This window comes from Pseudomonas tensinigenes (assembly GCF_014268445.2).
Taxonomy (GTDB): domain Bacteria; phylum Pseudomonadota; class Gammaproteobacteria; order Pseudomonadales; family Pseudomonadaceae; genus Aquipseudomonas; species Aquipseudomonas tensinigenes.
Window position 1 is genome coordinate 2623428 of record NZ_CP077089.1, and the last position, 24767, is coordinate 2648194.

A 24767-nucleotide genomic window follows, 5' to 3' on the forward strand; every position below is an offset into this window, starting at 1 on the left:
GGAAGTCGCCGCCATGAACATGCAGTCGAAATCGCTACCGGTCGAGGAGGGCAATCTGCGCTTGAGCTCGCGCAAGCAGTCGTTCAACCTGCTGCGCTGGTTTTCGCTGATCAGCATGGCGGTGATTGGTACCGTGGCCATCGCGCTTGGCGCGGTGTCGACGCGTTTTGTCATTGATGAAAGCGTGCAGCGCGATGCCTTGCTCACCGCGCAGTTCATTCAGGCGATCGCCTCGGCCGAGGTGCGCCATGTGTCGATTCCCAATGTGCGGACCATGGGCGAATTGCTCGATCCGCGTCAGGACATGCACTTTCCCGACGTCAGTCCGCAAGCCCGGGCCGATGCACGGGGCGAGTTTCTCGATCACATCGAACACTTGCCGGACGTGATCCTCGCCAACATTTATGCGCCCGACCGCCAAGTAATCTGGTCGACCAACCCGGTGCTGATCGGTACCAGCATTCATGCCGATGAAGACCTCGATCGCGCCTTCAACGAAAAGATTCCGGTATCCGCCAGCTACCACGACGTCGACAAGGCCCGTGAAGAGCAGAAGTTCATCACGCCGCCGGACTACATCTTCATCGAGAACTACATTCCGCTGTTCGACGCCGAGGGCAAGAACGTCACGGCGATGGTCGAGATCTACAAGGAACCCAAGGATCTGATCGCCCGCATGGAGCGCGGATTGGTTCTGATCTGGCTGGCCACCGCACTGGGCGGCGGGCTGATTTATCTGGGCCTGTACTGGATCGTCCGGCGCGCGGCGATTCTGCTCGCGGCCCAGCAAAAACAACTGATCGCCAATGAGACCTTTGTCGCGCTGGGTGAGATGTCCTCGGCAGTGGCGCATAGTTTGCGCAATCCGCTGGCGACCATTCGCTCCAGTGCCGAACTGGCGCTTGAGTTCGACGCCGGCCCGGCGCAGAAGAACATCAACGACATCATCGGTCAGGTCGACCGCATGTCGAAGTGGGTGCGCGAGCTGCTGCAATCGCTGCGACCACTCAACGATGACCCGGAACCGGTGAACCTGGTGGCGACGTTGCACGAAAGCCTGGTGGCGTTCGAACAACAGATCGCCAGGGCCGGGGTGAGGGTGGTGTTTCATCCGCAACATACGCCGATGGTGCTCAGCCAACCGGTGCAACTGACACAAATCCTCAACAGCCTTTTGGCCAATGCACTCGAAGCGATGGACAAGGGCGGCACGCTGACCGTCAGCCTGGAACCGAGCGACGACCGTGGCGTCTGCGTGGTGCTCAGCGATACCGGTAAAGGCATGAACGAAGAGCAACGGACCATGGCGTTCCGGCCGTTTTTCACCACCAAATCGGGTGGTTTGGGTGTCGGCCTGGTGCTGGTCAAACGCATCATGGAACGCTTCGGCGGCGGCGTGACCCTCGACAGCCGCGAAGGCGAGGGCACCTCGGTTCGATTGGCATTCCAATTAGTCCAATGACGGGTCTTTTCCATTTCGCGGACTGCCGAAGACTGCGATCTATCGACTGATCGTTCCCTCGCTCTGCGTGGGAATGCAGCCGGGGACGCTCTGCGTCCCATGGAACGCGGAGCGTCCCTTGAGGCATTCCCACGCAGAGCGTGGGAACGATCAACCACCGTTCGTCTGGCGTTTCAGCTAGTGCCGTAAACCGGCAAAATTTCTCTGAACTTCCCCCACCAGTGGGTGTCAAGCCCCGGTCACCGGGGGGTGGGGAAACCCACAGCACCCTCAACTCCCTGTAACAACTGGAAATAATTTCTTGGCGCACTAGTTGCAAAACACCATCACCCCTTCCTTGATGAGGCGGCTGGTGATGGACAGAACAACGCGTGACCCAAGCAACACCTTTTTGCTGACGCCGTTGAGCGTCTTTCTGATGTTGACCATCGGCACCATGACCGGCGTCCGCGCCAGTCCCATCGATGATGAGCGACAGCCAGAAGTCTCCGACCCGTCGGCGTACTACGATGAACCGGCCGACCGCGCCGGGGCGCTCAACAACATCCTGACCCTGCCCGAGGCCAACGAAGATTCCTTCGATTTGCCGGACGGGGTCAAAGGCGATCGCGCTGAAACGCGTATCGAAAACGTCCTGCCACCCTCCGTGCAAACCAGTTTCAACTACCCCACCAACGGCAAGCCGAGCCCGCTCTATGGCGCGCAGCCTTTCACCCAGCAGTTGACCCTGTTCGAAGAATTCGGCCCGGAAAAGCTCGACCCGACCACCCCGGCCGCGCCGCTGCCATTTCCGCCGGCCGCGATTGGCCCGGCACCGGCTCAGGACCCGACCAACATCGCCCGCAGCGCGCCACCCGGCACCGCCCTCGATGCGTTCCTGCGGCAACCCGGTCTGACGCCATTCCCCAGCCAGTTCGCCAACGTCGTCGACCGCAATCCGTGGCAGGCGCAGATCGAGGTGTACCTCAACCGCCATATCGGCTCATCCGCCGAAGGCCGGCCGCCAGGAAAGGGCTGGGCGCACCAGCGCTGGAACGAGTTCTACCCGCAAGTCGCCTATAAAACCGCGCAGACCGGTGCACGCCTCAATGGTGGCCTGCGTGACAGTGTGCAAATGCACCATTACGCCGTCGGCGAATTCGGCCCCGGCGGCCTGTATCACAACGTCGCTGGCGTACCGGCGACCGATGGCACCGCCAAAGGCGTCGACCCACGTTTCCACCCGGCCATGCCGGCGCAAAACCACAATTCGGTGTGGACCTTCGACGGCACATTGCCGCCGAAACTGTTGATGGTGCGCTACGGCCAACCGGTGATGATGCGCCACTACAACGGCTTGCCGATCGATCCGTCGGCCAACCACGGTTTCGGCCTGCACACCATCAGCACCCACGAACACAACGGTCACGCGCCGGCGGAAAGCGACGGCTACGCCAACGCGTTCTTCTTCCCGGGGCAGTTCTACGACTATCGCTGGCCGATACAGCTCGCCGGTTACGACAGCATCAACACCAAGGCCGAAGACCCGCGCGCCGCGTTCCCGTGCGCACCGGGAGAAACCCTGTGGGTCAACGACATGGCGCCCGCGAAGAAAACCTGCGACCACGGCACCATCAAGATTCGTGGCGACTGGCGCGAGACCATGAGCACCCACTGGTTCCACGATCACATGCTCGATTTCACCGCGCAGAACGTCTACAAGGGCAACGCGGCGATGATGAACTACTACAGCGCGCTGGATCGCGGCAACGAGTCGGTGAACGACGGCGTCAACCTGCGTCTGCCCAGCGGCAGTGCCTTGCCTTGGGGCAACCGCGACTATGACGTCAATCTGGTGTTCGCCGACAAGGCCTGGGATCAGGAAGGCCAATTGTGGTTCAACCCGTTCAACACCGACGGCTTCCTCGGTGACCAGTTGCTGGTCAACTGGCAGTGGAAACCGACCCTCGACGTGCGCGCACGCAGCTATCGCTTCCGCATCCTCAACGGCTCGGTGTCGCGCTACTTCAAACTGGCGCTGGTGCGGGAAATCAAAGGTAGCGGCGGTGAGTTCCAAGGGCCGAAAAATTCCGGCCTGACGTACAGCCGCGTGCCGTTCCACATGATCGCCAACGACGGCAACATCATGGAACACAGCGTACCGTTCGACGGCAGCATGGATCTGGACGCCGATGGCGATAAACAGAACCACAACGCGATCCTGCCGACTCAGGGCATCGCCGAGCGCTTCGACATCATCGTCAACTTCTCGAAAAACGGCATCAAACCGGGGGACAAGCTGTTCTTCGTCAACCTGCAGGCTCACGACGACGGCAAGGGACCCAAAGATGTCATCTCGCTGGGTGACATCCTCTCGGAGAAATACCTGGCGGTGATCAAGCAGACCAGCAAGGGCCCGCAGTGGGACAGAGGCGATCCGGCGGTGGGCAAGGTCTTGCAACTCAACGTCAAGGCCTACACCGGTCAGGATCTGGCGATGAACCCGGCAGCCTACGAACCGGCCAAACCCGGCAAGGCTGAAGGGCTGGTGATGATCCCGCTGAAGCTTCACCGCGACAATGCTGGCGACAAAGCCGTGCTGGCCAAGGCCCGCCACCGCACCTTCACCTTCGGCCGCTCCGACGGCACCGATGAAGCGCCGTGGACGGTCAAGACCGACGGCGGCTTCGGTTTCCACATGGACCCGCGTCGCCTGAACGCTTCGACGCAACTGTCGAGCGGCCCGACCGATGCCGGTATCACCGGGTTCGGCACCCTCGAAGTGTGGAACATCAAGGCCGGCGGCAAGGGCTGGAGCCATCCGGTGCATGTGCACTTCGAGGAGGGGATCATCCTCAGTCGCGGCGGCAAGACCCCACCGGAATGGGAAAAATGGGCACGCAAGGACGTCTACCGCATCGGTTCCGAAGCCGATGGTCTGGACAGCGTCGAGATGGCGATCAACTTCCGCGAGTTTGCCGGGACGTACATGGAGCACTGTCACAACACCCAGCATGAAGACAACTCGATGCTGCTGCGTTGGGACCTGGAGAAACCCGGGCAACTGCAACTGATGCCAACCCCACTGCCAAGCTGGGACGGTGTGCGCTACGTCAACTCGGCCGCGCTGCCTACCTTCCGCAACGGTGACGGTGTTGGCCCACAAGTGGTGGTCAAGCCATGAACCGCCGCCACGGCGACAGCCAACCGCTGCATACCCCGCGCTCCCGGGCGCTGGGCATGCACCTGGTGCTGATGCTGGTGGCCTGTGTGCTCGGCAGCCGCGTGCTGCTGGCGCACCAGGCCAGCGTTGGCGAACAGCCAGCGGCCAGTGAATCCGCCACCCCGTGGGGTGGCGACTATTTCCCCAATACCCTGCTGACCGATCAGGACGGTCGGCAGGTACATTTCTTCGATGACCTGATCAAAGACAAAGTGGTGGTGATCAACTTTATCTTCACTTCGTGCAGCGATTCCTGCCCACTGGAAACCGCGCGCTTGCGCCAGGTGCAGAAACTGCTCGGCGATCGGGTCGGCCAGGACATCTTTTTCTACTCGATCAGCATTGACCCGCTCAGCGACACCCCCGAAGTGCTCAAGGCTTACGCGCAACGTTTCAAGGTCGGCCCCGGCTGGAAGTTTCTCACCGGCGAATTCGAAGACGTCACCGACCTGCGCAAGAAACTCGGGCTGTTCATCGACGGCGTCGACAACGGACGCAGCAAGGATCACAACCTCAGCCTGATCGTCGGCAACCAGAGCACCGGGCGCTGGATGAAGGCCTCGCCGTTCGAGAACCCGTGGATCCTCGCCGATCAACTGGCCAACACCTTGCAGAACTGGAAACAGCCGAGCATCGAGGAAAGCTACGCCAACGCTCCGGACATTCGCCCGCCGAGCAATGGCGAAGAATTGTTCCGCACCCGTTGCGCCTCGTGCCACAGCCTTGGCCCTATGGATGGCCAGGGCATTGGCATGCGCAGCATCGGCCCCGATCTGATCGGCGTGACCCGCAACCGCGACGCCAAATGGCTGAACCGCTGGATTCGTGAGCCGGATCGCCTGCTCGCCGAAAAAGATCCAATTGCCGTGCAGCTGTACGAACAGTTCGAGCGAATCCCGATGCCCAACCTGCGCCTCGACGAGCAGTCCGTGCAGTCGATCATCGACTTCCTCAGCGATGAAACCGAGCGTCAGCACCCGTCCGCGAAAGCCCTGGCCGACAGCGCTTTGACGCCAGTAAAACCGGGCGATAGCGCCGCGACGTTGAGTCGTATGCAGTAGCGGCGAAATAGCATCATTGAACCGTGTGTCGCGGTCAGAGCCACCTACACTGATGGCTGTAAGCAGCGCGATATAAAACTCCAGGGCCACTCCCATGCAGCGACTGGAAGCACAAAAAACCTCTGCACCGAACCCATCGGTCGCATGCAAGGGCTGGCGCGAGCAGTTCAATCTGCTGCGCTGGTTCTCGCTCGCGAGTTTTTTCATCATCGCCGCCGTGGCGTTGGGGCTGGGTTATATCTCCACACGCTTCGTGGTCACCGAAAGTGTCGAGCGCGATGCGCTGCTGACCGCGCAATTCGTTGAGGCCATTGGCGCAGCGGAAATGCGCCACGCCAAAATCAATCCGAACCGGACGATGGGCGAAATGCTCGACCCGCGCCAGGACGGCAACTTCCCAGATGTCGACCCTGTGTTACAGGCTTCTGCACGTATCGAATTTCTCGACCATGTCGAACACCTGCCGGACATTCTCCTGGCCACGGTGTACGCCTTGGATCGCACGGTGATCTGGTCGACCAACGCTGAGCTTATCGGTGTGCACATCAAGGATGACGATGAACTCGACGAATCATTCGAGATGAAAGTGCCGGTGTCTTCCAGCTACCACAAGATCGACGATGAGAAACCCGAGCAGCAAATGTTGCGCGAACCGAAATACCTGTTCATCGAGAACTACATCCCGATGTTCAACGCCGACAAAAGCAAAGTTGTCGCCATGGTTGAGGTCTACAAGGAACCGGCGGATCTGGTCGATCGCATCGACCGTGGGTTCGCCTCAATCTGGGCAGCGACGTGTTTCGGCGGTGCGGCGATCTTTCTAGCCTTGTTCTGGATCGTCCGCCGTGCGGCGAAATTGCTGCAGAGCCAGCAGCAACAGCTGATCAGCAACGAAACCTTCGTCGCCCTCGGCGAGATGTCCTCGGCAGTGGCGCACAGCTTGCGCAATCCGCTGGCGACCATACGCTCCAGTGCCGAACTGGCCCAGGAAGTCGCCAGCCCCGGTGCGCAACGCAATATTGGCGACATCATCAGCCAGGTCGATCGCATGTCACGCTGGGTGCGCGAGTTGCTGGTGTCGCTGCGGCCGATGAATGACGACGGCGAGGCGGTGGATCTGGTGTTGGCGGTTGAAGATACCTTTGGCGCATTTGATGCATTGATCAAACGCAGTGGCGTCGAAGTGCGATTCAGTCCGCAAAACTGCGCGCCGGTCGTCAGTCAAAAGGTGCTGCTCACGCAAATACTCAATAGCCTGTTTGCCAATGCCCTGGAAGCCATGCCCAAGGGCGGTGTGCTCAGCGTCGAATTCGAATCGCCGCAGCCGGACAGCGTGCGTCTGACCGTGAGCGACACCGGCAAGGGCATGAGCGCGCAGCAGCAACTGTTGGTGTTCAAACCGTTTTTTACCACCAAACAGGGCGGCCTCGGGGTTGGCCTGGCGTTGGTCAAAAGAATCATGGAGCGTTTTCAGGGCTCGGTCGTTTTGACCAGCAAAGAGCAGGAGGGAACCCGCGTCAGTCTCAACTTCAAAGTGGCATCGGGAGGGGAATATGGAACACAGCATTCTGCTGGTCGAGGATGACGAACTGTTGGCCGAGAATATTCAGACCTACCTGGAGCGCAAAGACTTCGAGGTGACCGTCTGCCATTCGGCCGAAGACGCGTTAGGGCAACTGGAAACGTTCATGCCCGACATTGTGCTGACCGACAACTCGCTGCCGGGCATGAGCGGTCACGAGCTGATCCAGAAGCTGCGCATCAGCGCACCGGATCTGAAAGTGATCATGATGACCGGTTACGGCAACGTTGAAGATGCGGTGGTGGCGATGAAGGAGGGCGCCTTTCATTACGTCACCAAACCGGTCGCGCTGACGGAGCTCAAACTGCTGCTCGACAAGGCCCTGGCCACCGAACGGATGGAGCGCACGCTGTCGTTCTATCAGGAGCGTGAGGCGCAGAAATCCGGGGTGCAGGCGCTGATCGGCGACTCGGCGCCGATGCAGTATCTGAAGAACACCATCGGCCAGTTGCTCGATGCCGAGCGGCGCATGGCCAACACCGATCTGCCGCCGGTTCTGGTCGAAGGCGAGACCGGCACCGGCAAGGAATTGGTGGCGCGGGCGCTGCACTTCGACGGGCCGCGCAGCAAAGGTCCGTTTATTGAATTCAACTGTGCGTCGATCCCGTCGAATCTGGTGGAATCTGAGCTGTTCGGGCATGAGAAGGGTGCGTTCACTGACGCCAAGGATCGCCGCGTCGGGCTGGTGGAAGCGGCGGATGGCGGCACGCTGTTTCTTGATGAGATTGGCGAGATGGACCTGCTGTTGCAGGCGAAGATTTTGAAGTTGCTGGAGGACCGCACCATTCGCCGGGTTGGCTCGGTGAAGGAGCGCAAGGTCAATCTGCGGGTGATCAGCGCGACCAACTGCAACCTTGAGCAGATGGTTCAGCAGGGCAAATTCCGTCGTGATCTGTTTTTCCGTCTGCGGATCATTTCGATCAAAGTGCCGCGGCTTTATGCCCGGGGCGATGACATTCTGTTGCTGGCGCGGCACTTCCTCGCCAGCCACGGCAAGCGCTATGGCAAACCGAATCTGCATTTCAGCCAGCAGGCCGAGGAGTTGCTGCTCAGTTACACCTGGCCGGGCAATGTGCGCGAGCTGCGCAACATGCTCGAGCAGACCGTGTTGCTGGCGCCGAGCGACACGATTGCTGCGCATCAGTTAAACGTGTGCATGAGCCTGTGTGACGAGCTGCCGCCGCAGCATCAGCATCAACACCACGAACCTGTGTCGCCCTACGAACCGCGTCCGGCGAGCAATATGGAGTCGATGAACCTGCCGGAAGTCGAACGCGACATGGTGCGCAAGATGCTCGACAAGACCGACTGGAACGTCACCAAGTCCGCGCGCCTGCTGGGCCTGAGCCGCGACATGTTGCGCTACCGCATCGAAAAACTCGGCCTCGCCCGGCCGGATAAACGGCAGTGGTAGCCCCACCGCAAATCCCCTGTAGGAGTGAGCCTGCTCGCGAATGCGGTGTGTCAGCCAACATCAAAGTGACTGATCCACCGCATTCGCGAGCAGGCTCGCTCCCACAGGGTTTTGTGGTGTCTGGTTAATACTTGGTCGTCAGAATCAATGCTGCTGCCGACTCAAACACTCCAGCACACAACCCGGATCCAACACCTCGTCATTCACATAAATCCCACGCTCGGCATCGTACGTGCGGATAAACACCCGCACCGTCGCATCCGCCACGGTCGGCAACTGCGAATCGTAAAACACGTGGTCATCCGGGATCACCACAAAATCCTGCGGCGCCGTATCGTCGTAAGGCTTGGGCGGTGTGGAACTCAGTGAATACGGAGCAGGGTGAGCGAAGGGCTGGTTAGGCCCGTAATAATTGAAATTGCTGTCCAGCGCTTGCGCCTGAGTGGCAGCGAGCAGACAGCCGGTCAACAACAGCCGAGCGAGCATATGCATGGCGGCACCTGCGAGTGCGGTTTTCCCCAAGGCTATTAACTATAGCTGCCCGACATTCAAACAACCGGGTGATTGATCACGTGCCCCGGCTGTGCGCAGGCCTTGAGCACATAGCCGATTGCGCGAAGAAACTCTTCGTTATCCCCATCTACAAGAACCTGGGACAGGTATTCGTTGATGGCTTCGTCACTGTCCAGCAGTGCTATCACGTCGAAATTTGTCAACGTCTGGCTCATGGTTAAAGCTCCTTAGCCATTTTTTGTGCGCGTCGGATGTTTGCGCTTTGTGAGGATATCCATATGAGTCGAGTTGAATAGTCAGCCGTGTCCGTTATCTGTTTTGATAATTCGCCGACACTTGTAGGCATGAACACTCAGATATGTAGGAGCTGCCGCAGGCTGCGATCTTTTGATCTTGACCTTTAAAAACCAGATCAAAAGATCGCAGCCTGCGGCAGCTCCTACACGAATTGGCTTACAAGTTTGCAACAACCGCAATTGAAGAGCTGATCTAGACTCGGATCCGCTCAATCACGAGCATCGTCCGGAGTGCGCCATGGAAGTGCCCAACAATAAAACCGCCATCGACAGCAATCGAAAGGCGTGGAACGATTCCGCCCGCCATCACCAGGATTCGCCTGACTGGCAGGCTTTGCTCAGTGAGGTTGGACAGGTGGATTTCTCCTGCCTTGATGAGACCCTGAGCGGGTTGCTGGAGGTCGACGGCAAAGATGTGATTCAACTGGGTTGCAACAATGGCCGCGAGAGTCTGTCGTTGTTTGCCCTCGGTGCACGCAGCGTGGTCGGTGTCGATCAATCGGCGGCGTTTCTCGAACAGGCGCGTCAGCTGAACAAGCGTTCACCGCACAACGCCGAGTTCATCGAAACCGATATCCATCATTTGCCAGCGTCATTGCAGAACCGCTTCGATGTGGCGCTGATCACCATCGGTGTTCTCAACTGGATGCCGGACATCGGCGAGTTCTTCCGCCACGTCGCTTCAACGCTGAAGCCGGGTGGCAAACTGGTGATCTATGAAACCCATCCATTTCTGGAGATGGTCGATCCCGACGCAGAGGATCCTTACCGCCTCGCCAGTTCCTACTTCCGCGCCGAGCCGTTTGTGCAGGAAGAACCGATTGTCTACGTCGGCAAGGTTGAGCAGCAGTCGGCAAAGTCGTATTGGTTTGTGCACACGCTGGGGGCGATTTTCAGTGGTGCCATTGCGGCGGGGCTGAACATTGCGCACTTCAAGGAGTATGCGCATTCGAATCGGGAAGAGGTCTATGACCGGTATCTGAATCGAGAGGCGCAGATGCCGATGTGTTTTACCCTGATCGCTACCAAGACCTGAAGTTTTCCATTGTGACAAATGGCCTCTTCGCGAGCAGGCTCGCTCCCACATTGGTTTTGTGTACTGCACAGATCCAGTGTGGGAGCGAGCCTGCTCGCGAAGGCGGCCTCGCCACCGCTACAAATCCTGAGATTGAATCAAGCCTGCGCCGCCACCGTCACTGCCGGTCTTTCCGGCTTGCGCAGCGCCTCCAGTCTCGAGTTGCTGTAGTTCGATTCGCGGAAGAAACGCCAGTGCCCGAGCAGGTCGTAAACATGGGTGATATGCCCTTGTTCCTGATAGCCCAGGCGAATATGCATCTTCAGCGCCTGTACATTGGCGTTGTCGCAGATATCCACCACTTTTTTAAAGCCTCGGGCAGACATGACTTGCCAGAGTGCGGTCTGTGCATCGACGGTCAAGCTACTGCCGAAATACTGCCGGGTAATTTCGGCACCGAACTGAAAGTATTCACCGGGCTTGACCGGGAACGTGCAGCGGTAGAAGTGGCGGTCGTAATAGTCGCGAGTGCTGGCCCAGACAAACCCGACGGTGTGACCGTCCTGGTCCAAGTGCATATGCCCCGTATGCCCTTCAGCGGCCAATTCGGCCATGGTCTCCACGCGGTCACCAAAGTACTTGCCGAACGCCTTGGCGTTGTCCTCGGTGATGTCGACTCTGCGCAAGCCTTCACAGGGGCGCAGTTTGTTCGGGGCAATCGGTGTGACCAGGTCGCGCTCCATCCACAGCAGTTCACGGTGAGCGAACACGTAACGTTTCCACAGCGCGCCAAGGGTGCGGCGCAGGCCTTTTTGTTTGATGCGCAGAAGCAGATTTTCGATGACGCTCATGATGCCCTCCGAGGCGATAGCCCAGGTGTGTTGGATGGTGTTGCCGGTTGAATTTCGGATGTGTTCGCCGCCGTCGAGTGGCCGGCACGCGGTGCGCGCCATTTTTGCAGGGCCGGTTTGACGTGGTGCCAAAGGCGTAACCCCAGGCCCAGCAGCAGACCGCTCGGGCGCCATGAGTAGAAACTCCAGCGCCAGTGTTCCAGTTGCCCGGTCATGCGTTCGTGCAGTTGATGGCTGGAGTTTTCCAGGCTGACCCGAGACGCATCGATCCAGCGCCAGTGCTCATCCAGCCCCCAACGAATCCATTCCTCCAGCAACACCCGGCCGCTACCGAGGTCGGCGTATTGCGGCAAAAATGCCAGGTTGTAATCGTAGAGCCGGCCCTGTTCGAGCAGGCCGAGGCGATAGCTGATGCAGCGGCCGTTCAGCTCCAGCGTCACCACCCGCACCAGGCCTTGGTCGGCGAGGGCGGTGAAGGCGCTTTGCATCCACCGACAACTGCGTTCGGTGGCGAAAATCCCGACGCCTTCGTCACCTTTCCAACTGACCGCCTCGACTTCCTGCAGCGCTTCCAAAATCGTAGGCATCGACAGCGCATCGGGGGTGATTCGTCGCACTTGCGCATCGCATGCGGCAATCCGTTTGCGCGCCCGACGCAGCTTGTAGCGCGGGTCGCCGGAGATCTCCTGATGATCGGCGTCGCTGATCAGATGCACCGGCACTCGGCAACTCAGGCGCCGTTCAGCCGTGGAACTGCGCGCCATCCATTCGGTGAGCGCACTTTCTTCACCGGCAGGTTCCGACAGTTCATTGAGTTGCAGCAGCGCATGGGGCAGATGTTTGCGGATCAGCACCAGCGCCTTGTGCATGTCTTCGCTGCCGAGCAACGACAGCAGGGCCAGGCGATCGGCCATTGGATAACCCAAGTGATGCAGAACGCGAAACGGTACGCCAGCGAAGCGTTCACGGCTGGCCACCAGTGGCAGGCACAGCAGCAATTGCTCGGCTTCCCAGCCGAACAGAATGTGCAGGCGCTGATCCTCGTCCAAGGCCTGCTCTGCCGCGCACAACCAGCCAAGATTGTTGAACGGCGTGTGGTCGGCCACGCGCAGGCGCAGTGCTTCGTAGGCTGTCGCCGGGAAGTCGGCAGCGCACAGGGACGTGCGCCATTCGAATCGCATCACCATGGGGTCAGGCCGCCGTTGCTGTGACAGATGGACGGGAAGTTTTACCCAGCGCCGCCAGACGCGAGCCGCTGTAGCGGGTTTCGCGATAGAAGCGCCAGCGGCCGAACAGCGTGTAGATATTCATGATCCGCTGTTGTTCGGTATAGCCCATGCGCAGGTGCAGCTTGAGCGCCGGGACGTTGCTCGAGTCACAGACATCGACCACTTTGCGGCAGCCTTTCAAGGCCATGGCTTCCCACAGGCGCAGTTGCAGATCTACCGACAATTCGGTGCCCCAGTAGGCACGGGTCAGTTCGCCGCCGAACTCGAAAAACTCTCCGGGTTTAACCGGGAACCGGCAACGGTAGTAATGCCGATCGAAATAGTCGCGTGGTGTGCCCCAGATAAACGCCACGGCATCGCCGTTGTCGTCGATATGCATATGCCCGGTGTGACCGTCACTGGCCAGCTCGGCCATGACGCCGACGCGGTTGCCGAAGTAGCGAGTAAAGGCGCTGGCGTTGCTTTCGGTGATCTTCAGCATGCGCAGTGGCGGGTAGGGTTTGAGGCTGTGTGGCGGCACTGGGCTGACCAGATCGCGCTCCATCCACAGCAGTTCCTGATGGGCAAAAATGTACATTCTGCGGATCTTCGCCAAGGTCGCTCGCAGGCCTTTACGACGGATATGTCCGCACAGTCTTCGCAATACATCCATGGTCTCTTCTCCTGTTAAGGGTCCCACGCACAGCAAGAGGCTCGCGGGGCAGAACATCGAAGGGCGGTTCATGAAGCGCTCCAGGTCAGGGCAAACAGGGTTTGCCCCGGTAAATCGAAACGTACGCGGCCGTTTTCGCAGGCAAACGGTATGTCGCGGCTGCGATTGTCAGCGCCGAAGAAACGCAAGGCGCTTTGGTTCAGCGGGCATTTGGCACCGCTCAGATCAACGCGTTGCAGGCGCGTGCCCTTGTTCACCCCGAGCAGTGCGCGTTGCTCGTCGCCGGCCATCGCCAGGACATCCACCTCAAAAGCGTCGTTATCCAGTTGCAGCACTTGCGGCAGCCAATGCCGGGCGATGAATTGCTGGGCAAGGCCCACCGGTTTCAGCTCGAAGCGACCATCGTCATGTATGCGCACCATGCCTTTGCCGTAGGGCGGTTCGTCGGCGGCCTGAAACCAGTTGAGCATGCTCAGCAGTCCATCCTGAGAAGCGTTGATGACCACCGAGGCCCACCACAGCGCGGTGTAATGGGTTTCCTGATCGTAGGGGCTCAGGGCTGAGCCACTGGACAGATTGGTCTGATCCAGCAGCAACGCTTTGCGTGGCTGACCTTTAGCGTCCAGCCCCACCAGGTCTGCTGCGCGGCGCACGCTGTCGCGGTAGACCCGGGTCGCCAGCAAGTCGCGAATCATCCATTCATGCCAGGCCAATGCATCGACCTGATCGGCGGATTCACTGAGTAGACGCCGCGCCCAATCGATGCCGCGCTTGTCCGCTGCGTTTTCGGTGAACGGCCCGTTGACCAGCCGCGAGCTGGCCGGCATTGCGATGCGCACGCCGGCCTTGGCGTTGGCTGGGTCGCTGCGCACCTGCCGCGCCATGCTGCTGAAGATCGCCCGGTATTGTTCGTAGCTTGAATAGTTGAGATTAGGCTCGTCGGCGAAACCGATGTAATGCGTGCCTTTGCCACCCAGGGCGCGAGTGCCGGCGAGCCAGGCGTCGAGGCCGCTGTTGCTTTGTCCATCGGCGCGCAGATCGGCCTGACGCCCGGTGCCGGCGAGCAGGGTGATGTCCTGGCGAATGCCGAAGCGATTTTGATAAAGCTGACGGAACGCGTCTTCGAAATGTGGATTCTTCGCGGTGACGTCAACAAAGCTGTAGTAGCTCGCAGCGGTGGGTTTCAAGGCATCGAGTACGGCGTGACTGGCCGGCGGCGGTACGAGGTAAGGCAGTGCGATTCCCAGATCCGGCGTGCGTCCGAGAATTTTTTCGTGCAGGGTCAGACGCATCTGCCCCGGTTCTGACTGTAAGGGTTTGAGCTGCTGCGGATTCTGCGCAAACAGATTCGCCGTGCCATCGAGCCAGAATGCGGCTTTGCCCCTACCTTGCAGAAGCAGGCGCCAGACCTGCGGTTGTTCGCTGACGGGCAGCGCGACTTGATCGAACTGCCAATAGGCACGATAGGGTTTCAGTGCCAATGACAGTTGCTGTCCATCGCCAACCCGCTGTGCCTGCAAACCGCTGACGCCGCCATGGAACTTGCCGGCCAGCACCGCGTGTTCGCCGGGTGCGACTCTGAAATACAGCTCAGTGGCGTTACGTACTTCCGCGCTGAAATGCACCTTGGCCGGGGCAAACAGCGCCACGGTTTTTTCGTCATGTTCGATCCGGTACCCGCGGAAACTGTAGCCGGGAATCTCCAGTTGATAACTCGCAGCACCAGGTGCCAGCGGCCAGCTCTGGCTGCCACGGGTTTCATTGGCCTTGATCAACCGTTCGCCCTGCAACTTGCCCTGACCGTCGAGCAGGTAAAGATGCTCTTCGTTAGCCTCTGCCTGCCACGCGGGCACCCAGCTGACGGTCACGGTGTCCGCGCGATCGGCCTGCAGATACAAACTGCCGTCGCGGATATCGCCCCAGCGCATCGACGCCGCGTAGGCGTCCAGCGACAGGACGAGTCCGAACAGCAGGGCCAGGCGTTTCATGCTGTCTTCCGACGTTGCAGCATCAACCACATCGGGGTGATGTCGCTGGGCAGGATGATCAAGGTTTGCCAGAACGGCACGTTGCTCAAGCGGCAATAAAGCACCAGCATCGCCACCGTCACCGCCAGATAGGCGATTGATGAAGCCGCCGCTGCTCCGACAATGCCGTAGGCAGGAATCAACAGCAGATTCAGCGCCAGGTTGAGCAGCGCGCCGATGCCCATCAGCAACGACACCGTGCCGGGGCGATCCTTGCCAATCAGATCCAGGCGCAGAATGCTCGCATAGCACAGGCCCAGCAGGCCGGGCAGCAACGCGAGCAGCGCCGGATACGCCGGTTGATACGCCGCGCCGAACAGGGTGACGATCAGCCATTCGCCGATCACTGCCATGGTCAGGCAGGCGCCGAGCATCACCGTGGCGGTCAGGCGTAGGGCCAGCGGAGTGACCTTGTCCATGCCTTTGTCCTGTTGCAGCAGTCGCTTCATCAGCGGCGTGGTCACCGCTTCGGGAACGATCAACAGCAGTTCGGCGGCGGCGCTGGCCATGGCGTAGTGGCCGAGCGCGGTACTGCCCAGCAGGGCGCCGATAAACAAGTAGTCGGAGCGCAGAATGATCTGTTGAAACAGCAGATCCGGATGGCTGCGCGCACTGAAGCGCAGCAGCTCGTTCTGGCTCGCACGGTCCCATTGCAGTTGCAGCGGTTGTGCGCGTTTGAGCCACATCCAGCCGACCAGCACCACCAGGCTGATGCCGGCCAGCCAACTGATCAGCGCGGCTTCGAGTGCTGCCTCTTTCCACATCCAGAACAGCGCAACAAACAACAGCAGCGGCGCGAGGGATTCGATCAGCCGCAGAACATTGAAGGCAACCACGCCACCCGATGCGTTGTGCAAGGTCAGCAGACCGCTTTTGAGCACGGTCAACGGCACCGCCAGCAGCAACAGCCACGCCAGCAGACCCAGTTGCATCGTCACATCGAGTTCGCTGCCGAACTCACGGGCCAGCGCGACCACCAGCAAGGTCAGCAGCCCGGCCAGAAGACAGCCGAACACCAACACCTGAGCAAGCAACAAGCCCATCGGCCGCTGATTGGCCGCTTGATAACCGACTGCCGAATTCAAACCGCCGCTGGTCGCCGCGCTGATCAGATCCGGCAGAGTGCTGAGCAGGGCGAACAAACCGCGTTCACTCGGGCCGAGAATCCGCGCCAGCAACACATTGCGCAGCAGGCGCAAGGCAATCATCGCCAGTTTGGTGCCCATGCTCAGGGCCAGGTGCTTGAGGTAGCTGCCGCGACTCATGGCCGTGCCCCGCGATAAATGCGCCACGACAACAACGCCGGATTGCACGCGATGCGCTGACTGACGCCGAAGCGCGGCAGGTTCAGCGGGTCGCCTTCGCCGCGATAAATGCCGGTGCCGGTGCCGAGGGCAAACGGATAATCGTGATTGGCGATCTGCTCGCGCACGCGTTCATCGTTGTCGCCGTTGGGGTAGCAATATACCGGCAGTGGGCGGTTGCAGCCGTTGTACAAGGCATCACGGCTGCGGCTGATTTCTTCGTTCAGGCGCTGATCATCCAGGCCGGTGAGGATGGCGTGGCTGGCACCGTGCGGGCCAAAGCGCACCAGACCGGAAGCCTCCAGCGCGCGCACTTGATGCCAGTCCAGCGCTTGCGGCTGTGATTCGGCTGGGCACTCATCGGTGAGTTTTTCCAGTTCCTGCGGGTCAAGCGTCTTCAACCCTTGGAGGAAATGCAGCAGCGCCAGGCTGCGGCGGTCGACATCGATGTCATCGAGCAGTACCGGCAATGGGTGATGCATGAACTGCAGGCACTCGATCAAGTGCATCCGCGCTTTTTCCCCGTGGCTGCCCCACAGGGTTTCGCCAAGGCTTTCCCACCAGAAACGCTGACGGCTGCCGATGAAATCGGTGGAGAGGAAAATGCTCGCCGGTACCTGATGTTTCTGCAGCAGCGGGAAGGCGTTGACGGCGTTGTCGCGCCAGCCGTCATCAAAGGTCAGCGCCACCCGTGGGCGCTCGCTGCGCAGCGAATTGGGCTGGAGGATTTCCATCAGCGGCACGCAATCGAAATGCCGACGCAGCCACAGCAGTAAATGCTCGAAGGCCTTGGGCCCGACGCACAGTTCATTGCGGTGCGGCAGGTTGGCGGCACGGTCGTTGGCCAACACCCGATGCAGCATCAGAATGACCCCGGCACCGTGCAACTGGTTGCGCCCCACAGACGAGTTGAGATAGAGCCAGCCGCTGGTGCGTTTTAGCAGTTGTTTGATCGCCATGGCATGAGTCCTCTCAACGATTCTGGTCAGGATTCCACTGTGCGTAACGTTGCCCGCGCAGGAACTGCCACAGACCGACGCTCATGCCGGCCAGCGTCACCAGCAGGAACGCCGCGAGGCGGAACGGCTTCGGCAAACGGTGTTGCGAATCCAGCAGGCCGGCGATGGCCACTGCGTAACCGAGCAATTGCGCAACCAGACTCAGGCGATAAAAACCGTGTTCGTTCCACAGCCAGAAATTGCTCAGCAGCAGCGGCAGCAAGAGAATCGGCGCGAGGCGGCGGATCAGTTTGTGGCTGATCAAGGCGATGGAATACAGGCCGTACTTGAACGGATTCAGCAGGGCGCTGCGTTGCGCCAGGCTTTGCAAACCACCGACGGTGACCCGCTGGCGGCGGCGCCATTGCTTGCCCGCTTCGTCGACGCCCTGGTCGATCACTTGCGCCTGGGGGACGTAAACGATGCGTTTGTGCGCGACCGGCGCGCAGGTACTGATGAAGAAGTCGTCGTTGACCTCGGCCGGTACGTTCTGGAACAGCTCGCGGCGCAAGGCGAGCAGGGCGCCGTCGGCGGAGACCATGCAGCCGGTGCGATTCTCGACCCGGCGCAACCAGCCTTCGTAATGCCGATAGAGGCTGTCGCCAATACTCAGGCCGCCACCGGTGACTGGGATCACCATATGCCCGGCGCAGGCACCGACCTGCGGATCGCTCAACGGTGCGAGCAAATGGCCGAGGGTGTCGCGCGACCATTGGTTGTCGGCGTCGGTGAACACCAGAATGTCGCCGCTGCTCACGGCGACGCCGGCATTCAGTGTGGCGGCTTTGCCCTGGCGCGGCAGGTCGAGGACGGTGATGCGCGGATCGATCACTTTGTGCGCGCAGGCCACGGTGTCATCGCTCGAGCCGTCGCTGGCGAGAATGATCTGCAGCGTGGCGGGCTGATAATCCTGGGCCAGCAGGGTGCGCAACTTGTGCTCGATGTGTCGCGCCTCGTTGTGCGCGGCGATGACGATGCTGACGTTCAGCGGCGGTGCCGGCGCGTGCCGCCAGGCCGGGAACAGTGGCGCCAGCAAGGTCAGCAGCAGCGGATAGCCGATGTAGGCGTACGCCGGCAGCAGCAGGCACAGGCAAAAAATGAATTCAGCCACGGGCGGGCCTCCTGGCGTTCCAATGACACAGACTGAGAACAAGTGCCGCGCTGGGCAGGTGCAGGCGTAACCAGTGCAGACCCCAAAGCTGCAAGGTGAGGCGAGCATTGTGGTGCTTGATACTCTGCCGCACGCTGAGCGCCAGACTCGGCAGCAGGGTCAGCACCAGCAGGATCACCGCGAGCTGCGCGAGGCCGGCGAGCAAGGCAACGATCAGTAGAAAATCCGTCATCCAGACCAGCAACGACAGCAGCGGAAAACGCAGCAGGCGCAGGCTCATGCCATGGGTGCGCAACAACTGCAGGTGGCTGCCCTGGCGCCAAAGCTCTTTGCCCATCCACTCGCGCCAGTTCATTTCGTAGCCCCAATGCAGGGCGATGCTGTTACTGGTCGACAGCAGCCGAGCGCCCTGTGTGCTCAGACGCAAGGTGTATTCCTTGTCTTCGCCGGTGCGCAGGGTTTCGTTGAATCCGCCGACGACGTCAAACCACCGTTTGCGCATCAACAGGTTGGCGCTGGGCAGCCAGTCCACGGTGCGACTGGCGTGCGTTGATGGACGCAACATGCGCCGTTGCCAGGCGGTCGCGTACCACGGCGCGGCGGCGGGGGTGTGCAGATCCAGGCCAAAAATGTCGCCCTGATTCTGCGCTTCGAGAGCGAACAGTTCGCTCAGCCAGTCTTCGGGCATTTCGATATCGGCATCAATGAACGCCAGCCATTCACCGCTGGCAACGGTTGCGCCACGATTGCGCAAAGCGCCGATCAGCAGGCCGGGCAGCACCAGCACCTGTGCACCGAATGCGCGGGCGATCTGTGGCCCGTCATCAGTGGAACCGTTGTCGACGACGATCAGTTCACAGTCGATGTCGGCGGCGTTCGCGGCTTTGCGAGCGGCCAGGAGGGTGCGGCCGATGTGCCGTGCCTCGTTGTACATCGGAATGACGATGCTTATCCGGCTCATGCTCTGGCCTCCGTCAGCGGCGCTTGTTCAGCTTTCAGGCGCAACACCCAGGTCAGTGCAAGCATGATCCACAGGTACTTCAGGTTCGGCGCGCTGAGAAACATCAGAAACAACGTCAACGACAGGAAACTCATGCCCAGATGGGTCATCAGGTCGGCGTGCTGCCACTCGCGCCGTTGCAGCCATTCGCGTCGTGCGCGGATCAGGTTGTAGAAACCCTGCACGAGCATGCCGACAAACAGCAGGCCGGCGGGAATCCCCAATTCGCTGAAGATCTCCAGATAAGTGTTGTGCGCCCGGCGATACAGGTCGCCGATCTTGCGGTTGGCCGAGAATGCCTTGGCATAACCGGTGGTCGCATAGTGCAACGGGAAGGTCCCGGGGCCGGAGCCGAGCAGCGGATGCTCGCGGATGATCTGGCTGCCGACGACAATGTACGAGGCGCGACGGCCGAGGGATTCATCCTGAGCCTTGGCCCCGGCGCTCAAGATACTCAGCGACTGGATGCGCGCCAGGTAACCGGCAGGCATCGCATAAATCGCCAATGGCAGCACGATGGCGGCACCGAGCATGGCAAAGCCGAAATGCCGGGGACGGATGCGGTTGAGGTGCTGGCGGTAATGCCAGACCCCGATCGCCAGACTCAAGGCCAGTACCACCAGCCCTGAGCGCGACTCCGTTTTGGTCATGCCGCCGAGCAGCAAAAGGCAGCAGCCCGCCCAGAACAGACGGTGCAGCAGGTTCGGGCTGCGAATCACCAGCAGCAGGCCCAGCGGCACGGCGAAGGCGATCAGCAGAGCAAAGGCATTCGGGTCTTCGAGCAGGCCGGCGGCGCGGCCCTTGTCCTGGAATCGGCTGGAAAACATCGCCATTGCGCAGGTCGCGCTGACGCTGAGCGTGACCAGCCGGGCGAACAGATCGAGGTTCAGCTCGCGGCCGACCAACAAGGTGATCACGAAAAGAATCAGGCCCACGCTCAGTTCACGCAGATGACTCTGTGACATGCCCATGTTGTCGGTGGCGAGCAGGCTCAGCAGGTACAGCGCCATGAAACCGATCAGGTAGCGCCACAGATTGCTGCGCAGGCGCTGCGATGGAATCTGATGCAATGCCAGTTGCAACGCCAGGATCAGCGCCAGCGAAGCACCGATCAATTTGCTCCCGGATAACGCGCTGTCCTTGAAGAACCCTTCAAACGGTACCAGCGCGGCAATGCCCAGCAGGCCCCACGACGGTTTGCGGTACAGCACCGTGAAACCCAGCAGCCCCAACACCGCCCCCGGCGCCAGATACGGATAAGGACTGACCAGCAAAGCCATGCAGACCAGTGCCAGCAGGCTGACGATCGAGAGCGGGAAAATCATGCGCGTGCCTCCCGTGCCGTGTGGATGTACAGCTGCGACCAGCGTTCAGCCAAAGCCTTGAGGTCGTAGCGTTCCTGTTGTGTGCGTCTGGCGTTGTCGCGTAGTTGGGCGGCCAGCTGCGGTTCGGCCAGCAACGTGTCGAGCTGACGGGCGAGGGCGGCGGTGTCGGTCGGTGCGGCGAGCAGGCCGTTGTGACGGTCCTGCAAGACATCGGGAATGCCACCGACCGCGAACGCCACCACCGGCACACCGGCCTGCATCGCTTCGAGCAGAATCATCGGCGTACCCTCGGTGCGCGAGCTGATCACCAGCGCATCGAGTTGCTGCCACCAGCCTTGCATTGCCGTCTGATAGCCCGGCAAGCGAATCCGCTGTGGTAAACCGGCAGCGTCGATACGCGCCTGCAAGGCCTCACGTTCCGGACCGTCACCGAGCATCACGGCGTCCAGTTGCGGATGCTGGTGACACAACGCAATCAGCGCATCGAGAAACAGATCCGGGCCTTTCTCGCTGCTCAACCGGCCGACGTAACCGACCAGCCAGCGTTGTCGTTCCAGCGCCGGTGGCAGCGCTGGCGCCGCTGGCAAACCGTTGGCAATCACCTGCAACTTCTCGGCACGGACGCCAGCCTGACGGTGCAGCACAGCGATGCTTTGCGCGACGCAGACCACCCGCTTCACCGAGGCCGTGCGGCACAATTGCAGGCTTAGCCAGGTGTAGAACTTCTGCTTGCGACTGCGCGGGGTGAAACCGTGCTGAGTGACCACCAGCGGCAGGCTCGACATAGTGGCGCCGACCCAGCCGAACAGTAGCCCTTTGAAGTTGTGCGTGTTGAGCAACGGCTTGTCACCACGGCGCTGATGCAAGTGCCGCAGCAGTCCGCCGAGCCCGGCACAGCTGCGAGCGTCCACCCCGGCCTGGCGAAAGCGCTCGATCAGCTCTGGTGGCGCGTCAAGGAACAGCACTTGATGCTGTCCCGGCGTCGCCAGGCAATGATCGAGCAACATCCGCTCGGCGCCGTAGAAGCCGCCGCTGCTGAGCAAATGAATGATCGGCAGGGCGACGCACGGGGTGGACGCCGCGTTCAATTGCGCACCCAGTGAACCAGGCTCGGCACGGTCCAGTTCTTGTGCGGATTACCCGGCTGCGACGTTTCTTCGTTGAGCACCAACAGCACCGGCAGGCCCAGTTCATGGCTGATTTGCGCCGGATGCTTGAAGCGGTGATCGAAGAACTCACGTACGTAGACGAAGGCAATGGCCAGCAGCAGTCCGGTGAGCAGGCCGAACGGAATGATCAGCATCGGTTTCGGAAACGCTGCCTCGGTCGGTTCATACGGCGGGCTCAAGACACGGGCGTTGGACAAGTCGTTATCCAGCGCGCGCGTCGTGCTGCTTTCGGCAAAGCGTTGCGCATAGGTTGAGAACGCTGCGTGCAATGCGCCGATCTCGGTGTCCATCTGGCGCAGCTTGCTTTGGGTTTGCTGCAATTGATGGATGCGATTCTTGAACTCGGCAATGCGCGCGGTTTTCTGCTCGATGACCTGGCTGACCACCGACAGGTCGATCGTGCGTTCCTGGATGCGGTTGTTGACCACTTTGAGGAACTGCTGGCGTGTGCGGGCAATCTGCTCGCGGGCCAGCAACATCGGTTCGCTGCTGGGCTGAAAGATCGCCAGGTCGTTCATATAGCGGCTGACCTGAGTGGTCAGCGCCTCGCCCATCTGCCGGATCTCGCGATCCTCGAACGCGATGTTGTCCACCGTCGTCGTGAAGGTGAACGGGAAGGTGTAGTCATTGAGTTTGTTGGTGTTGGCGCTGGCCAGGCTGGTTTTCAGGTAATCGAGCCAGCGCTGGCTTTGCAGCAAGCGATCGCGATACAGGTTGAGTGCCTGCTCTTCGGTGTTGATCGCGTTGAGGCGGAAGGTGATTTCCTCTTTCGGATCGGACGAACCGACGCTTTCCAGCAGGCTCAGCCGCTCGCCTTCCAGACCGTCGAGGCGGACCTGATACTGATGCTTCTTGGTCTCGTAGAACGAGTGCGGCAGCTCGATCGATTGCAAGGCCTGACGATCGACCAGATAGTTGCGCAACAGCGTGGCAACGAACGTCGTGCCCTGGGCGGGATCAGGAAAGCTGTAGACGATCGAGATGACATTGGAACCCGGCAGGGTTTCAATCTTCAGATTGTCGATGGCCTCCTGGGTCAAGCCATCCAGTGCCGTGTCGCGCACCGGATCGGTTTCCATGCCCAGTGCATCACGCAGCGGATTGATCACGTATTCGCGCAGCGGCGTGCTGACATAACGCTTGAACGGTTCGGCCAGTTTGCTGAGCATCCCCGGCGGCGGGTTGTACTGACCCTGATCGCGCAGTTCGCTGATGGTCTGACGAATCAGCGCCGGCGAACGGAGGATATTGCTTTCGGTTTCCATGTCCGCCAGCGATGGCGGAATGAAAGTGGCGTTGTCCTGGGTCAGCGAGGTGGTCGCATCGCCCTGGGAGAGTTTTTTCGACTGCACGATCACCTGCGCGGTGATATCGAAGCTCTGTTTGAGCAACAGAGGCAGCAACAGCGCGATCACTGCAAAGATCAGGAAGATGCGCTTCACCGTTTGCTTGTTGGCGAAGAAAATCCTGAAGAACTCGTGCAGGTAATTTTCTTTTGGGTTCATGTCGTTCACCTGAGAGTCAGTTGTCACTGCCTTTGTTGTCGACGCGGTAGCCGAAGCTGAACCCCACGCCCTGGAACAGCACCACATCGGCCAGTTGGCGGGCGAGTTCGCCGGCGCTGGCCAGTTTGGTTTTCGGTACGTAGAGCATGTCGTCCGGTTGCAGGTAGGCGATCTGTGGCGCATCGCCCGACAGTGCTTTCTCGACGTCGTAGTTCATGGCCTGCACCTGATTGCCGTTGCGCCGCATGATCACTACCGAATCGAGACGCGCCTTGACATTGGTACCGCGCGCCAGAGTCAGCGCCTCAAGCACCGACACCGGCCGGCGGATCGGGTACGAGCCCGGTTGAGCGACTTCGCCGAGCACGTAGATCTCGTTGCCAGCGGTGGATTTCAGCAGCACATCCACAGTCATCCGCCCCGGCAATTGCGCGTACTTGCTGTTGAGGAAGGTTTCCAGTTGATTGACGGTCATGCCTTGCAGCGGCACAGCGCCGATTTCCGGAAAACTCGCATAGCCATCGGTGCCGACGGTGATTTCGCGGCTCATGCCGGTGGCCGGGTGGTTCAGCGCGCTTTTAAGGTTTTGCTCGTTGCTCAGCGGGCTCAGAATCTGCACCGAGAGCTGATTGCGGTTGGGCTGGAACAGCTGCTTGCGTTGATAGGCGCGCTGGATTTCCTGCCGCGCCTCGTCGCTGGTCAAACCGGCAATTTTCACCGAGGTGTTGGCGCCCGGCAGTTCGATGGTGCCGTCAGGCAGCACCAGTTGCGTGCCGTTGAGCTGACTGGCGGCGGTGAAGTTCAGGCCGATCTGGTCACCCGACTGCACGCGGTAAGCGTCCGAGCCGCTGGTGCTGATGTGGAAAATCACATCCAGCACGTCTTTCGGGCGCAGGGTCTGCTCGACCCTCGGCATGTCGGTGGCTTGCGCATTGGCCGGTGTGGCGGTGAGGATATTCACCGGCATGTTGCGGGTGTCGGAATTGCTGGAGCAGCCTGCAAGCGGCAGCAACAGCAGGACAAGCATTTTGGCGTTCATGGCGTCATCCTT

General features: G+C 60.5%; 20 protein-coding genes. 6 read left to right on the forward strand and 14 right to left on the reverse strand.

Features of this window, described 5'->3' with window-relative positions:
- Window positions 1-13 precede the first annotated feature (13 nt).
- From HU718_RS11545 to HU718_RS11565, 5 genes are all read left to right on the forward strand, one after another.
- A complete protein-coding gene (locus HU718_RS11545) occupies window positions 14-1462 on the forward strand; it encodes an ATP-binding protein (protein ID WP_186613469.1) in 1449 nt (482 codons plus the stop codon).
- A gap of 355 nt (window positions 1463-1817) precedes the next feature.
- Window positions 1818-4625, forward strand: a complete 2808-nt coding sequence (locus tag HU718_RS11550; protein ID WP_186613467.1) for a multicopper oxidase domain-containing protein — start codon at window positions 1818-1820, stop codon at window positions 4623-4625.
- On the forward strand, window positions 4622-5725 hold the full coding sequence (locus tag HU718_RS11555) for an SCO family protein (RefSeq protein WP_186613465.1): 1104 nt from the start codon (window positions 4622-4624) through the stop codon (window positions 5723-5725). The genes HU718_RS11550 and HU718_RS11555 overlap by 4 nt, the downstream gene beginning before the upstream one ends.
- A gap of 94 nt (window positions 5726-5819) precedes the next feature.
- A complete protein-coding gene (locus tag HU718_RS11560) occupies window positions 5820-7310 on the forward strand; it encodes a sensor histidine kinase (protein WP_150707392.1) in 1491 nt (496 codons plus the stop codon).
- Window positions 7279-8721 carry a sigma-54-dependent transcriptional regulator gene (locus tag HU718_RS11565; protein ID WP_150707393.1) on the forward strand — a complete coding sequence of 481 codons (1443 nt, stop codon included), beginning with the start codon at window positions 7279-7281 and terminating at the stop codon, window positions 8719-8721. Before HU718_RS11560 ends, HU718_RS11565 begins: the two co-directional genes overlap by 32 nt.
- Before the next feature lie 144 nt (window positions 8722-8865).
- Here the strand turns inward: HU718_RS11565 and HU718_RS11570 are convergent, their stop codons facing one another.
- Window positions 8866-9213, reverse strand: coding sequence for a hypothetical protein (locus tag HU718_RS11570; RefSeq protein WP_186613463.1), 348 nt, complete (start codon window positions 9211-9213; stop codon window positions 8866-8868).
- A gap of 56 nt (window positions 9214-9269) precedes the next feature.
- The gene (locus HU718_RS11575; RefSeq protein ID WP_186613461.1) at window positions 9270-9449 is read right to left on the reverse strand and encodes a helix-turn-helix domain-containing transcriptional regulator; all 180 of its coding nucleotides are present in this window, start codon (window positions 9447-9449) and stop codon (window positions 9270-9272) included.
- Window positions 9450-9768: 319 nt separating this feature from the next.
- On the opposite strand from HU718_RS11575, the gene HU718_RS11580 reads away from it, so the two are divergent.
- Window positions 9769-10566 (forward strand): class I SAM-dependent methyltransferase, encoded by a 798-nt coding sequence (locus tag HU718_RS11580; RefSeq protein ID WP_186613459.1) that lies wholly within the window; start codon window positions 9769-9771, stop codon window positions 10564-10566.
- Window positions 10567-10703: 137 nt separating this feature from the next.
- Here the strand turns inward: HU718_RS11580 and HU718_RS11585 are convergent, their stop codons facing one another.
- The 12 genes from HU718_RS11585 to HU718_RS11640 form a co-directional block, all read right to left on the reverse strand.
- The gene (locus tag HU718_RS11585) at window positions 10704-11396 is read right to left on the reverse strand and encodes a GNAT family N-acetyltransferase (RefSeq protein WP_186613457.1); all 693 of its coding nucleotides are present in this window, start codon (window positions 11394-11396) and stop codon (window positions 10704-10706) included.
- Window positions 11393-12583: a GNAT family N-acetyltransferase gene (locus HU718_RS11590; RefSeq protein ID WP_186613455.1), complete on the reverse strand. Its 1191-nt coding sequence runs from the start codon at window positions 12581-12583 to the stop codon at window positions 11393-11395. Before HU718_RS11590 ends, HU718_RS11585 begins: the two co-directional genes overlap by 4 nt.
- 4 nt (window positions 12584-12587) lie before the next feature.
- Window positions 12588-13277: a GNAT family N-acetyltransferase gene (locus HU718_RS11595; protein WP_186613453.1), complete on the reverse strand. Its 690-nt coding sequence runs from the start codon at window positions 13275-13277 to the stop codon at window positions 12588-12590.
- A gap of 68 nt (window positions 13278-13345) precedes the next feature.
- Window positions 13346-15265 (reverse strand): hypothetical protein, encoded by a 1920-nt coding sequence (locus HU718_RS11600; protein ID WP_186613451.1) that lies wholly within the window; start codon window positions 15263-15265, stop codon window positions 13346-13348.
- Complete coding sequence (locus HU718_RS11605) at window positions 15262-16569, reverse strand: oligosaccharide flippase family protein (RefSeq protein ID WP_038369606.1); 1308 nt, start codon at window positions 16567-16569, stop codon at window positions 15262-15264. Before HU718_RS11605 ends, HU718_RS11600 begins: the two co-directional genes overlap by 4 nt.
- Window positions 16566-17567, reverse strand: coding sequence for a polysaccharide deacetylase family protein (locus tag HU718_RS11610; protein WP_038369605.1), 1002 nt, complete (start codon window positions 17565-17567; stop codon window positions 16566-16568). The genes HU718_RS11605 and HU718_RS11610 overlap by 4 nt, the downstream gene beginning before the upstream one ends.
- A gap of 13 nt (window positions 17568-17580) precedes the next feature.
- On the reverse strand, window positions 17581-18717 hold the full coding sequence (locus tag HU718_RS11615; protein ID WP_064392926.1) for a glycosyltransferase: 1137 nt from the start codon (window positions 18715-18717) through the stop codon (window positions 17581-17583).
- Window positions 18710-19678: a glycosyltransferase gene (locus tag HU718_RS11620; protein ID WP_150730590.1), complete on the reverse strand. Its 969-nt coding sequence runs from the start codon at window positions 19676-19678 to the stop codon at window positions 18710-18712. The genes HU718_RS11615 and HU718_RS11620 overlap by 8 nt, the downstream gene beginning before the upstream one ends.
- A complete protein-coding gene (locus HU718_RS11625) occupies window positions 19675-21042 on the reverse strand; it encodes an O-antigen ligase family protein (RefSeq protein WP_102902809.1) in 1368 nt (455 codons plus the stop codon). The genes HU718_RS11620 and HU718_RS11625 overlap by 4 nt, the downstream gene beginning before the upstream one ends.
- Window positions 21039-22130: a glycosyltransferase family 4 protein gene (locus HU718_RS11630; RefSeq protein ID WP_186613449.1), complete on the reverse strand. Its 1092-nt coding sequence runs from the start codon at window positions 22128-22130 to the stop codon at window positions 21039-21041. The genes HU718_RS11625 and HU718_RS11630 overlap by 4 nt, the downstream gene beginning before the upstream one ends.
- A complete protein-coding gene (locus tag HU718_RS11635) occupies window positions 22127-23716 on the reverse strand; it encodes a GumC family protein (RefSeq protein WP_186613447.1) in 1590 nt (529 codons plus the stop codon). The genes HU718_RS11630 and HU718_RS11635 overlap by 4 nt, the downstream gene beginning before the upstream one ends.
- A gap of 16 nt (window positions 23717-23732) precedes the next feature.
- Complete coding sequence (locus HU718_RS11640) at window positions 23733-24755, reverse strand: polysaccharide biosynthesis/export family protein (protein WP_038369600.1); 1023 nt, start codon at window positions 24753-24755, stop codon at window positions 23733-23735.
- Between the last annotated feature and the right edge of the window lie 12 nt (window positions 24756-24767).

Excerpts from the sequence above, each read along its gene's own strand:
- HU718_RS11545 (WP_186613469.1), top strand. The coding sequence starts at position 14 with ATGAACATGCAGTCGAAATCGCTACCGGTCGAGGAGGGCAATCTGCGC.
- HU718_RS11550 (WP_186613467.1), top strand. The coding sequence starts at position 1,818 with ATGGACAGAACAACGCGTGACCCAAGCAACACCTTTTTGCTGACGCCG.
- HU718_RS11555 (WP_186613465.1), top strand. The coding sequence starts at position 4,622 with ATGAACCGCCGCCACGGCGACAGCCAACCGCTGCATACCCCGCGCTCC.
- HU718_RS11560 (WP_150707392.1), top strand. The coding sequence starts at position 5,820 with ATGCAGCGACTGGAAGCACAAAAAACCTCTGCACCGAACCCATCGGTC.
- HU718_RS11565 (WP_150707393.1), top strand. The coding sequence starts at position 7,279 with ATGGAACACAGCATTCTGCTGGTCGAGGATGACGAACTGTTGGCCGAG.
- HU718_RS11570 (WP_186613463.1), bottom strand. The coding sequence starts at position 9,213 with ATGCATATGCTCGCTCGGCTGTTGTTGACCGGCTGTCTGCTCGCTGCC.
- HU718_RS11575 (WP_186613461.1), bottom strand. The coding sequence starts at position 9,449 with ATGAGCCAGACGTTGACAAATTTCGACGTGATAGCACTGCTGGACAGT.
- HU718_RS11580 (WP_186613459.1), top strand. The coding sequence starts at position 9,769 with ATGGAAGTGCCCAACAATAAAACCGCCATCGACAGCAATCGAAAGGCG.
- HU718_RS11585 (WP_186613457.1), bottom strand. The coding sequence starts at position 11,396 with ATGAGCGTCATCGAAAATCTGCTTCTGCGCATCAAACAAAAAGGCCTG.
- HU718_RS11590 (WP_186613455.1), bottom strand. The coding sequence starts at position 12,583 with ATGGTGATGCGATTCGAATGGCGCACGTCCCTGTGCGCTGCCGACTTC.
- HU718_RS11595 (WP_186613453.1), bottom strand. The coding sequence starts at position 13,277 with ATGGATGTATTGCGAAGACTGTGCGGACATATCCGTCGTAAAGGCCTG.
- HU718_RS11600 (WP_186613451.1), bottom strand. The coding sequence starts at position 15,265 with ATGAAACGCCTGGCCCTGCTGTTCGGACTCGTCCTGTCGCTGGACGCC.
- HU718_RS11605 (WP_038369606.1), bottom strand. The coding sequence starts at position 16,569 with ATGAGTCGCGGCAGCTACCTCAAGCACCTGGCCCTGAGCATGGGCACC.
- HU718_RS11610 (WP_038369605.1), bottom strand. The coding sequence starts at position 17,567 with ATGGCGATCAAACAACTGCTAAAACGCACCAGCGGCTGGCTCTATCTC.
- HU718_RS11620 (WP_150730590.1), bottom strand. The coding sequence starts at position 19,678 with ATGAGCCGGATAAGCATCGTCATTCCGATGTACAACGAGGCACGGCAC.
- HU718_RS11625 (WP_102902809.1), bottom strand. The coding sequence starts at position 21,042 with ATGATTTTCCCGCTCTCGATCGTCAGCCTGCTGGCACTGGTCTGCATG.
- HU718_RS11635 (WP_186613447.1), bottom strand. The coding sequence starts at position 23,716 with ATGAACCCAAAAGAAAATTACCTGCACGAGTTCTTCAGGATTTTCTTC.
- HU718_RS11640 (WP_038369600.1), bottom strand. The coding sequence starts at position 24,755 with ATGAACGCCAAAATGCTTGTCCTGCTGTTGCTGCCGCTTGCAGGCTGC.